General features: G+C 33.0%; 14 protein-coding genes. 5 read left to right on the top strand and 9 right to left on the bottom strand.

The features are described from left to right. Window positions 1-67 precede the first annotated feature (67 nt). Window positions 68-247: a hypothetical protein gene (locus DW269_RS11190; RefSeq protein WP_006504963.1), complete on the top strand. Its 180-nt coding sequence runs from the start codon at window positions 68-70 to the stop codon at window positions 245-247. 314 nt (window positions 248-561) lie between these two features. Here DW269_RS11190 and DW269_RS11180 read toward each other — a convergent pair whose 3' ends face one another. Next, window positions 562-1086 carry a nitroreductase family protein gene (locus tag DW269_RS11180; protein WP_233503292.1) on the bottom strand — a complete coding sequence of 175 codons (525 nt, stop codon included), beginning with the start codon at window positions 1084-1086 and terminating at the stop codon, window positions 562-564. A gap of 84 nt (window positions 1087-1170) precedes the next feature. Between DW269_RS11180 and DW269_RS11175 the strand changes: the two genes are divergently transcribed. Then, complete coding sequence (locus DW269_RS11175; RefSeq protein ID WP_117459977.1) at window positions 1171-1977, top strand: hypothetical protein; 807 nt, start codon at window positions 1171-1173, stop codon at window positions 1975-1977. A 224-nt stretch (window positions 1978-2201) separates the two neighbouring features. Here the strand turns inward: DW269_RS11175 and DW269_RS11170 are convergent, their stop codons facing one another. The 7 genes from DW269_RS11170 to DW269_RS11140 form a co-directional block, all read right to left on the bottom strand. After that, entirely contained in the window at window positions 2202-2732 is a 531-nt protein-coding gene (locus DW269_RS11170; RefSeq protein WP_022425436.1) for a methylated-DNA--[protein]-cysteine S-methyltransferase, read from the bottom strand. 149 nt (window positions 2733-2881) lie between these two features. Then, window positions 2882-3571, bottom strand: coding sequence for a TIM44-like domain-containing protein (locus tag DW269_RS11165; RefSeq protein WP_117459975.1), 690 nt, complete (start codon window positions 3569-3571; stop codon window positions 2882-2884). Between the two features lie 9 nt (window positions 3572-3580). Continuing rightward, a complete protein-coding gene (locus DW269_RS11160) occupies window positions 3581-3850 on the bottom strand; it encodes a hypothetical protein (protein WP_233502499.1) in 270 nt (89 codons plus the stop codon). A gap of 62 nt (window positions 3851-3912) precedes the next feature. Then, window positions 3913-4674, bottom strand: coding sequence for a transporter substrate-binding domain-containing protein (locus DW269_RS11155; protein ID WP_117459973.1), 762 nt, complete (start codon window positions 4672-4674; stop codon window positions 3913-3915). A 43-nt stretch (window positions 4675-4717) separates the two neighbouring features. Next, window positions 4718-5452 (bottom strand): amino acid ABC transporter ATP-binding protein, encoded by a 735-nt coding sequence (locus tag DW269_RS11150; protein WP_117459971.1) that lies wholly within the window; start codon window positions 5450-5452, stop codon window positions 4718-4720. Continuing rightward, window positions 5442-6140 carry an amino acid ABC transporter permease gene (locus DW269_RS11145; protein WP_117459969.1) on the bottom strand — a complete coding sequence of 233 codons (699 nt, stop codon included), beginning with the start codon at window positions 6138-6140 and terminating at the stop codon, window positions 5442-5444. The genes DW269_RS11150 and DW269_RS11145 overlap by 11 nt, the downstream gene beginning before the upstream one ends. A 132-nt stretch (window positions 6141-6272) precedes the next feature. After that, a complete protein-coding gene (locus DW269_RS11140; RefSeq protein ID WP_233502498.1) occupies window positions 6273-7610 on the bottom strand; it encodes an MATE family efflux transporter in 1338 nt (445 codons plus the stop codon). A 117-nt stretch (window positions 7611-7727) separates the two neighbouring features. On the opposite strand from DW269_RS11140, the gene DW269_RS11135 reads away from it, so the two are divergent. The 3 genes from DW269_RS11135 to DW269_RS11125 all read left to right on the top strand — a co-directional run bounded on the left by DW269_RS11135 (window position 7728) and on the right by DW269_RS11125 (window position 9720). Next, the gene (locus tag DW269_RS11135) at window positions 7728-8516 is read left to right on the top strand and encodes a MurR/RpiR family transcriptional regulator (protein ID WP_158546362.1); all 789 of its coding nucleotides are present in this window, start codon (window positions 7728-7730) and stop codon (window positions 8514-8516) included. 117 nt (window positions 8517-8633) lie between these two features. Next, window positions 8634-9068: a heme-binding protein gene (locus DW269_RS11130; RefSeq protein ID WP_117459964.1), complete on the top strand. Its 435-nt coding sequence runs from the start codon at window positions 8634-8636 to the stop codon at window positions 9066-9068. Continuing rightward, window positions 9049-9720, top strand: coding sequence for an HAD-IIB family hydrolase (locus DW269_RS11125; RefSeq protein WP_117459963.1), 672 nt, complete (start codon window positions 9049-9051; stop codon window positions 9718-9720). Before DW269_RS11130 ends, DW269_RS11125 begins: the two co-directional genes overlap by 20 nt. A 162-nt stretch (window positions 9721-9882) precedes the next feature. Here DW269_RS11125 and DW269_RS11120 read toward each other — a convergent pair. Next, on the bottom strand, window positions 9883-10378 hold a 496-nt coding region (locus tag DW269_RS11120), incomplete at its 5' end, for an RNA-guided endonuclease TnpB family protein (protein ID WP_147321700.1).

Here is a 10378-nt window from a genome sequence, read left to right as displayed (position 1 = left end):
TTCGTGAGAACTTACATTATCTCGATGTGAGTATATTTAATCACATTTTGAGTGGCAGTGATAGGATATGGAAAACAGAACAGTAATTATTAATGGTGTATCTTATACTTGTTTAACTGATGAAGAATACGAAGATTTACAGACAGTAGCTGCTTATGAAGAAAGAAAAAAGAGTAAAGATTTTAAAACCATTAGCTTTGATGAATTCTTAAAAGACAGAGAAGAAAAGTATGGAGTTAAATTTTGATATTGAAATCGAACCATACATTATAGAAATTATAGACAACATTGATTATTATAACTATATTAGATTCAGAAACTTCTCTATAGGAATCTTTCTAACCAAAGCATTACGAAAAGTCAAGGGAATAGTTGAGGCCAATCCACATATTGGCCAGAAGGTTCAAACAAACAAATATAAGTATGTCATGCCAACTACCAAAACAGTCTTATATTATGAAATAATAGAAAATAGCAGAAATATCATTTTCTATGATTACAAACCTTTCAAACAGAATAAATACCTGTATTAAAATACCTGCTCATCAATGAGCAGGTATTTTAATACTTTGGTGTATGTACTTTATTTAACAATTCTTCTGTTACTTCTTTGGCAGGTAATGTTTGATCAATATGTCCAACCGATAATAGTGCTTCTAAACGTAGATTCTTTGGAAAATGAAAGATATTTCTAATATAGTCCTCAGTTGAATCTTCTGTAGATGATACTCTATTTCTTCCCTGAATCCAGCAGCTGCCAAGACCTAGTGATGAAGCCATATAATGCATAGTCAAGATGACATTACTGCAGTCTTCTACCCAGACATCCGTCTTATCTTCATCACCTAATACAATAATACAGGCACCTGCCCCTTCTAGCATCTGACTTCCTGCTTTTCTACATTGAGATAATTGTGTCAATAGCTTTGGATCAGTGACTACAATGAGTTCTTCTGGTTTGATATTACGTCCACTTGGTGCAAGTAATCCTGCTTCTACAATTCTATCCAATAATTCTTTTTCTACAGGTTCTCCAGTATATTGTCTATAGCTTCTTCTTTGTTTTAAAAAATCTAAAAAATCCATATAATCACCCTTTCTTTCATCCATTATAACATATTGACATGTGGTGTGGTTTTTCTATAATGAGGGTAAAGGAGCGTGATATTTATGCGTATGTTACGTACAATTGTATTAGATATTCTTATTTTCATTCTTGTGAATGTATTATGTTTCTCAATGCTTTGTCCAAGTATTATAAATAGTGCTATACAGAATGATGAAATTACCCAGGAAATGACAAATAAGGTTATGACAGTTATTAACCAATACACATACCGTCTTCCTGACATAACTATAAAAAAGATACAAGCAGATATTAGTCAATCTGAATCTATGACCGCACTAACAAGTAAATATAGTCAGGCTATTATTAAACAGATGGCTACAGGTGAAGATAATAAAGAAGATATGACACCTTATATCAATAATCTGGCACAGGAATGTTTTGATATTGTTGAGAAGGATACAGATATTACATTACCTAATATATTAAAAACATCACTTACTAAATTAATTTCTTCTGGTTTAGTATCTCAAGGTATTGATCAGTATGTAGATGATTATATTAGTAAACAATCTCCTAAAAGATTGAAGATGATACAGATTTTCTATCAGTTAACACTTGATTCTAATCGAATGATTATGGGTGTTATACTTATTGTACTGTGCTTGATTCAATTGATTGTAGATAAGTTATATGGCCTCACTGCACTAGGTGTAACAGGTGTTTTATCTGGACTAAATGTAAGCTATATTATGCCACTCGCAATTAGTGAAGGGGCTAGTTCTTATTTGAATCGTACAGTCATCTTTGATCCATCAATACTTAGAACACCAGGATTGATGATATGTGGAATATCTGTTGTAGTAGTAATAATCGCACAATTAATCATGAGAAAAACAGCTAGAGGTTAATCTAGCTGCTTTTTGACTAGAACAAATTACCCCCTAGTTGTATTATCTTTAAAAAGCATGGGAATAATATGGGATTCTTAAAGAAGAAAATAAAAGACTATTTCATGCGTTCTTTCTTCAATTTCCGCATCAAACTCTTCTTTAGTAAGACGTACTCTAATTTATTGATTTTTCATGCATAAGACCTCTTTTTCTTGACTTCATCGCGTAAAAAAAGACCTGCATTATGCAAGTCTTGTATCTATTCTCATACTGCTGTTAATAACTGAGGCTTTTTCGAAGAGGAGAAGCTTCTTTTTCTTTTCTACGCCAGAAGCATAGCCTTTTAAGTTACCCTTAGAACCAATTACACGGTGTGAAGGGATGATTAACGCAATATGATTATGACCAATAGCACCACCAACTGCCTGTGCTGACATTTCTTTCTTGTTACCATATTTTGCGATAGCTTTCGCAATATCACCATAAGTGATTGTTTCACCATAAGGGATGTGCTGGATAATAGTCCAGATCATTCTCTGGAATGGTGTTCCCTGCATCTTAATAGGTGGGCAGAAGTTAGGAACGATTCCATCAAAGTATAGATTTAACCAGGCAATTGTCTGATCAAAGACTGGTAAATCCTGTTCTACTGGTTCCTTTAAGATATCTGCATAGTATTTATCATCTTCAAACCATAAACCAATAAGTGATTCACCATCACTTGCCATAGTAATGTTTCCAATAGGAGACTGGTATTTCTTAATATATTCCATTATTTTTACCTCCAAAAATAAACAAAAAAGCATTAGCGTACGCAAAAAAGAATTTCTTTTTATACGTATAGCTAATGCTTTGTGAATGACATGCTATAAAATATTCCTTTGTTGGTTGTATTGTAACACAATTATTTCACAAGGTCAACTTAGACTTCATCTTCCTGCCTGATTTCATCTAAATAAATCCTGTCATCTTCTACTATAAAGCGCCAGTATTCAATAAAGATTCCTTTATTATCCTGAGTAACTTCATTACCTTTGATCATTCTATCTCTCATCTTACCTTCTATATAAGACCAGAAATAGTCATCACCTACTTCTACAACCATTGTTTTAAGAAGTCTGATATCAGAAAGTTCATTACGTATACCTTCATACTCCCACCAGTTAAGTTTTGTTTCCCATTGGTCATATAAAGACTGAGAAAGGCATTGTTTAAGAATATCCATATCTCTATCATTCCATGCATTCTGAATAGTGTAATAGTAATCAGCGACTACTTCGTTCATCTTCTTTTCATCAAAGGATGAGTTATTCTTTTCTGCTAGTCCTCTTTTCATATCCTTATGCATGGAGATAGCTTTATATCTACGACGATATTTTTTCATATATGAAAAACCATATGATATAAAAGAAAAAGTTATTAAACTGGCAATACGTCTTTCGGGTGTATCAACATATCTTACAGGAGAAGAAGAATGATGGGATGGAGAACCACTGCCTCCTCCACCACCTCCACTTGATCCTCCTCCACCTCCACCCGCTCTTGCATAAACAGGGGAAATAGAAAAACATAATATACATACGATAAATAAACATCTAATTAATTTCTTCATAACTTCCTCCTAAGAGATTAGAAACATTACTAATATCATGAATACCATGATACATACCAAAAAGCCTAAGATACATAGTAATAAGCCTAGCCACCAAATAAGTGTTCTTTCTTTTCTAGTAATAATAGAAAAGATAAGTCCTACAAAAGAAAACACGGGGCCAAGCAGGATGATATCTGTATAAGAATAAGGAGCGTGATTGGCACTATAAAAATAGATTAAAAATGTTGCGATAGATAATAAACCACAAATAAGTGGTATAGAGTTCATTTTTTTCATAGACAAAGTATATCATAAAAAAAGAATGATAAGAAATATATCTTATCACTCTTTAACAAGTCTTATTCATACTTAGCGACGATCTTATCGTATTCACCGTTCTTCTTTAGTTTAGCTAAACCTTTGTTGAACTTCTTTAATAATTCTTTGTTTTCACCTTTTAATACTGCGAAACCATAGTTTGCTGGACTTTCTTTACCACAAGGAATATCGAAGTTTAACTGACCTGTCTTAACCATATATTTTAATACTGGATAATCTTCAAAACATGCAGCTGCTTCACCAGATTTAACTTTTTCAAACATGAATGTAGATTCTTCTACTACTTCTAGTTTGAATCCATATTTATCTTTAATAGACTGAGCATATTTTAATCCTGCAGTAGATGTTTTAGCAACTACAGTTTTACCTTTTAAATCAGCATAACCTTTAATACCTGAATTTTTTGCAACGCCCATTGAAACACCTGTTTCATAGTATGGATCTGAAAAATCATATTTTTGTTTTCTTTCATCATTGATTGACATACCTGCAATAACACCATCAGCTTCACCTGATTCTAGTGCTGTACATGCAGCATCAAAACCTAATGAGTTAATCTTAATCTTGAATTTCTGATCCTTGGCAATAGCTCTGATTAAGTCCATATCGACACCAACTAATTTACCAGAATCATCTTCCATTTCGAATGGAGGATATGTTTTATCAGTCGCAATAATGTAAGTCTTTTCTTCATTCTTGCTACTAGAATTTCCTCCACAACCTACTAATGAAACTGCCATTAAACCTGCTAATACAATAGCACCGAACTTCTTCATTTTCATAATCGTTTCCTCCCTTATATATCTACACTTATGTGTTGATACCTTATAATACTTTGTTTAAGAAATCTATTGTTCTTTGCTGCTGTGGATGATTGATGACATCATATGGATTACCCTGCTCTACAATATATCCACCATCCATGAATATAACTTTAGTACCTACTTCTCTCGCAAAACCCATTTCATGAGTGACAACAACCATTGTCATACCCTGACTTGCAAGATCTTTCATTACAGCGAGTACTTCTCCAACCATTTCTGGATCGAGCGCACTTGTTGGTTCATCAAAAAGCATAATATCAGGCTTCATTGCAAGGGCTCTTGCAATAGCAACTCTTTGTTTCTGACCACCAGATAACTGTGCTGGATAACTGTCTGCCTTATCTTTTAGACCAACACGTTCTAATAATTGATAAGCAGTTTGTTCTGCTTCTGCACTTGTCATCTTCTTAAGTTCAACAGGTGCAAGCATTATATTTTCTTTGACTGTCATATGTGGGAAAAGATTGAAATGCTGGAATACCATTCCAATGTTTTCTCTCTTCTTATTAATATCAAGTTTAGGATCTGTGATATCTTCTCCATCAACGATGACACTACCACTTGTAATATCTTCAAGACGGTTTAAACATCTTAAGAATGTTGATTTACCTGATCCTGAAGGACCAATTAAACAGACAACTTCACCTTCATTAATATCCAAAGAAATATCTTTTAAAACCTCTAAAGAGCCAAAGTTCTTCTTTAGGTTTTTGACAGAGACTTTTTTATTTGCCATAAGATAACCTCTTTTCTACAACTTTTGATACCTGTGCAAGTACTGTACAGATAAGTAAATAATAACAAGCCATAAAACAATAAATAACCATCATATGAGCTGACTGCGTTGCGGCAATTGTTTTACCAACGTTAGTCAATTCTGTTAGACCAATAACAGATAATAATGAAGTATCCTTAATAGAAATAATAAACTGGTTGATGATTGAAGGTAACATCGTTCTTAAAGCCTGTGGTAAGACAATCTTCTTCATTGTTTTACCATAAGTTAAGCCAAGCGATCTGGCTGCTTCAATCTGTCCTTTGTCTACTGCTTCAATACCACCTCTGACGATTTCTGCCATATAAGCACCGGCATTAAGTGATAGAGCAACAGTACCAGCAGTAAAAGTACCCCCAATATTTAACCATCTAAATCCTGTAGGTCTTAACATCTGTCCCAAGCCAAAATATATAATCAATATTTGTACAAGCATTGGTGTACCACGAATGATATAAATATAAAGGTTGGCGATTGATTTTAATATCTTCATGATCACTGACTTACTTTTTGAAGTATTGACTAATCCAACAATGATTCCAATAATAGTCGCAGCTACTAATGATATAATTGATAATTCAATCGTAATCACTATAGCCTGATTGAATCGACTGGCAAAAAAACCTAAATTTTCAAAAAATCCTTTCACATGAATCCCCCTTTTCTTTTATGTTTATAAATTACACCAATTCTTAATATATGTCAAAGAATTTTTATCACTATGAAAATATATTATTAAAATTGTATTAAAAAAGAAACAAAGTTGAACTTTGTTTCCTAGTTAGGCATCAAAGCGATGCTTTTTGAAGTGTTTATAGTAAATAATAAAGAGTAGTGAGGTCGTAAACCAAGTGACTGGATAAGAAACAACAACACCTTTAATAGTTGGATAGTGTGGTGAAATGAATGTAAGCCAGGCAATACGTAGTACACATATACCTAGGCATACTAATATCATTGGTTTAATGGATTCCCCACATCCTCTCATAGTACCTGAGAATATTTCAACACAGCAATATAAGAAATAGAATGGCATTAAGAACAACATTAAGCTATAACATTCTTCAATAATATGTGGATCTGATGAGAATAATCTTGTGATATAACTGCCTGTTAAACAGAGTATTGTACTGATTGAAATAGTCATAATAAAAGCCATAGCAAGGGCTGTTCTTGTACCCTTTTTAATACGATCATGAAGATGAGCTCCATAGTTCTGTCCACTAAATGTTGTGATTGCTGCACCAATAGCCGCAATCATCATCCAAAACAGGGCATCTATTTTTACATAAACTGACCATGAAGCGATTGTTTGTGTACCAAAAGCATTGATATGACTCTGTAAGACAATGTTTGAGATACTGTACATTGTAGATTGGATACCAGCAGGGGCACCAATCATAATAATCTTCTTTAGTACAGGTAGATGAAACTTCATCTTTGATAATGTAAGCTTGTAGACTTCATTTGTACGCATTAATTGAATAGTGACAAGTATGGCACAGACAAACTGAGCAATGACTGTTGCGATAGCTGCCCCAGCAATACCTTGATGGAAAATGACTACAAAGATAAAGTCGAATACAACATTCACAATACTACATATAATTAAGTAATAGAGTGGTCTTTTACTGTCCCCTACTGCTCTTAAGATTCCTGCACCGATGTTGTAGATTGCACCTGGAATCATACATAAGAAGTAAAGCTGCATATAGAGAGTGGCATCATTCAATATATCATGTGGTGTACCAATGGCATCTAGACATTGATATGAGAAGAATAAGCCAAAAAGCATCATGAGTATGCCACTAACAATCGCAAGTGTATAAGATGTATGTACTGCTTGATGGATTTTCTTATCATTTTGTGCACCATAGTATTGGGCGATGACTACGGAAGCACCTGTAGATAAGCCTACATAGAAGTTAACGATTAAACTCGTTAAGTTTCCTGTTGAACCGACAGCAGCGAGTGCGCTTGTACCACATGCCTGTCCAACAATGATTGTATCAACAGTGTTATATAATTGTTGAAAGAAACTTCCTATAAGAATAGGAAAAAAGAAAAAAAGTAATTGTTTCCAGATCACTCCCTTAGTGAAATCTTGTGTCTGATTCATTTTATTCCCTCCTAAAAGATTAATACATGATATCATAGAAATATAATAAAAGATATGTTGTCATTTACTCTTTTAATCAAAGAAAATTCACTTAAAATAGAAAGAGAGGTGAAGCCCATGATACTAGATATATCACAGGAGAATAAGTATACAGAAACTGAAAAAGAAGTGATTGATTATTTAATGAATCACTTAGATTTATTAGAAGAGTTGTCTATTAATGATTTAGCGAAAAAAACTTATACTTCTAATGCGACTATTATTAGATTATGCCGTAAAGCAGGTTATAGTGGATATAAGGCTTTAAAGGTAGATTTAATTAAAGAAAGAGAAGCAAATAAGTATATTGTAGAGAACGTGGATTATACGACACCTTTTCAGTTTAATGAAACAACTGAAGAGATTATGAAGAATATGTTTTCTTTGTATCAGGAGAGTATTAAGCAGGTGTATTCAAGTCTAGACATAGATGTACTCAAGTCTATGGCAGATAAGATTATTCATAAGAAACGTATCTTTTTGTTTAGTTATGGGGATACACAGACTACAGTGATTAATTTTACGAATAAGCTTGTAAAAGTAAATATATTTCCTACTCTTGCGACACAGTTTGGAGAAGAAAGACATATTTCTAAACGTATGAACAAGGATGATTATGCACTTATTATCAGTTATAGAGGGCAAGAAAGACTTCTAGAGTGTGTTCAGACATTGAGCAAGAATCATGTGAGAATTGGACTTATTACTGCGAATAAGAAGAATGTATTAATGCCTTATTGTGATGATTTGATTGTGATTCCTGATTGTGAGAAGAAAAATAGAATTAGTACATTCTATTCACAATTAGCTTTTCAATATGTCTTAAGTAATCTTTATGCGATTATTTATCATCAGGTAAATGATTGAACTTTTAGTTCAATCAATTCTGTCAATAAGTAAGAATAAAAGAACGTTTGTTTCTATACATATGTAAACTGTTTCATTGTAAGATGATTTGTGATAGAAATGAATAAGGTGATGAACATGAATAAAGAAGATGTATTAAAGTTAGAGGAAGAATTAAGTTTTGATCATTTTGATGCAGAAGATGCATATTGTATTGGAAATGAAATAGTAAAGAAAACAAGTAAACCAGTACGTATTAGAATTGTATTAGATGGAGATATTGTGTTCCAGTATCTGATGCCTAGCAAAAAGGGTGTGGAATGGTTAGATAGAAAACAGAATACAGTGGAACGATATCAACATAGCACTTATTATGTGTTTCTAGATCAAGAAGAAAGACATGTATATGATGAGAATGATTCTACTATCGCGATATGTGGTGGAGGTTTTCCACTTATCATAAAAGGTGAGTTACGTGGGTGTGTGATTGTATCAGGACTTGCCCATGATGAAGATCATCAATTGATTATCAATACATTGGGAGAGTATAAGAATGAAAGCTTTTGCGAGTGATTTAGATGGGACTTTAGTATTTGATAGAAAAGTTAAAGATAAGGATAAGGAAGCCATTCATATGTTTCAAAAGAAGAATATGTTTGGTGTATATACAGGAAGACCTATATGTAGTTTATTTGATATAGAGGATATTTCTTTTGATTTCTATATTGTTTCTTCTGGTGCTTTGTTATTAGATAGAAATAAGAAAATGATAGAAGAACATATTATAGATAAGAATCTAGCCAAAGATATATTCAACTATTATATAAATAAAGCAACTATTATTGTACAGACAGATGATTTGCATCATTTTTATGCAACTGGTTATTATAATAATCCTTTATTAACTCTTATTGATAGTTTTGAAGATATTGGAGACTTAAAGGTTTATAGTATTTCTTTAGTCTTTGATACAAATAAGGAAGCAGCTTCTTATGTATTAGATGTTAATGAGAGATATCCTCTATTATCTGGATATCAGAATAATAATTCTATTGATATTGTAGTAAAAGGTGTTTCTAAAGGAACAGGTGTAAAGGCAATGAAAAAACATCTCAATGCGGATGAGATGCTTGGTATTGGTGATTCTTATAATGATTTACCTTTGTTTAAGGCAAGTGATTATAGTTTTACTTTCCATAGTTCTGCCACTCAAAATGTGATTTAATATACCCACATCGAGATAATGTAAGTTCTCACGAACATTACTTACTATTTTATTGTGTATGCTTTCGACTGACTGAGATCATATCTACTCACAAGTTCAAGTACACTCCATAGTCGTAAATTCCCGAAGTAGCCTTCGGTACATACCTACGTCTGCGTTTGTTTATGCAACTTCGTAAGTCGTAGCATCTCTCAGATTAAGTGCGGCATTGAAATCTCTGTCTTCGATATAACCACAGTCACATCTGAAAAGTCTATCTGAAAGCTTTAAATCTTTCTTGATACTTTTACAGCAATGACATGTTCTAGATGATGGGAACCATCTATCGACTATTCGAAGTTCAATTCCATACTCCTTGCATTTAGCTTGGAGCTTTGTCTTAAATTTATAAAACTTCTGCGAAGCAACTGACTTTGAAAGATGTCTGTTCTTCATCATTCCTGATACGTTTAGATCTTCAATCGTTATATGAGATGGCTTGGTTTTCACTATCTCTGCGATTATCTTATTGATGTAATCAGTACGAATATTGTCGATTCTCTGATGAAGCTTCTGTATCTTAAGCTTTTGTTTCTGTATATTTCTCTTTTGAGTGGACCCTCCTTTCTTTAGATTTTCATACTTTCGAGAAAGACTTCTCTGTTCTCGAATAAGCTTT

This window comes from Catenibacterium sp. AM22-6LB (genome assembly GCF_003435615.1).
Lineage (GTDB): Bacteria > Bacillota_I > Bacilli_A > Erysipelotrichales > Coprobacillaceae > Catenibacterium > Catenibacterium mitsuoka_A.
This window is presented reverse-complemented; position numbering and strand designations above follow the sequence as displayed.

Bases quoted from the DNA above. Each gene is read 5' to 3' on its own strand.
- DW269_RS11175 (WP_117459977.1), top strand. From the start codon at position 1,171: ATGCGTATGTTACGTACAATTGTATTAGATATTCTTATTTTCATTCTT.
- DW269_RS11160 (WP_233502499.1), bottom strand. From the start codon at position 3,850: ATGAAAAAAATGAACTCTATACCACTTATTTGTGGTTTATTATCTATC.
- DW269_RS11190 (WP_006504963.1), top strand. From the start codon at position 68: ATGGAAAACAGAACAGTAATTATTAATGGTGTATCTTATACTTGTTTA.
- DW269_RS11150 (WP_117459971.1), bottom strand. From the start codon at position 5,452: ATGGCAAATAAAAAAGTCTCTGTCAAAAACCTAAAGAAGAACTTTGGC.
- DW269_RS11180 (WP_233503292.1), bottom strand. From the start codon at position 1,086: ATGGATTTTTTAGATTTTTTAAAACAAAGAAGAAGCTATAGACAATAT.
- DW269_RS11135 (WP_158546362.1), top strand. From the start codon at position 7,728: ATGATACTAGATATATCACAGGAGAATAAGTATACAGAAACTGAAAAA.
- DW269_RS11170 (WP_022425436.1), bottom strand. From the start codon at position 2,732: ATGGAATATATTAAGAAATACCAGTCTCCTATTGGAAACATTACTATG.
- DW269_RS11155 (WP_117459973.1), bottom strand. From the start codon at position 4,674: ATGAAAATGAAGAAGTTCGGTGCTATTGTATTAGCAGGTTTAATGGCA.
- DW269_RS11140 (WP_233502498.1), bottom strand. From the start codon at position 7,610: ATGAATCAGACACAAGATTTCACTAAGGGAGTGATCTGGAAACAATTA.
- DW269_RS11125 (WP_117459963.1), top strand. From the start codon at position 9,049: ATGAAAGCTTTTGCGAGTGATTTAGATGGGACTTTAGTATTTGATAGA.
- DW269_RS11130 (WP_117459964.1), top strand. From the start codon at position 8,634: ATGAATAAAGAAGATGTATTAAAGTTAGAGGAAGAATTAAGTTTTGAT.
- DW269_RS11165 (WP_117459975.1), bottom strand. From the start codon at position 3,571: ATGAAGAAATTAATTAGATGTTTATTTATCGTATGTATATTATGTTTT.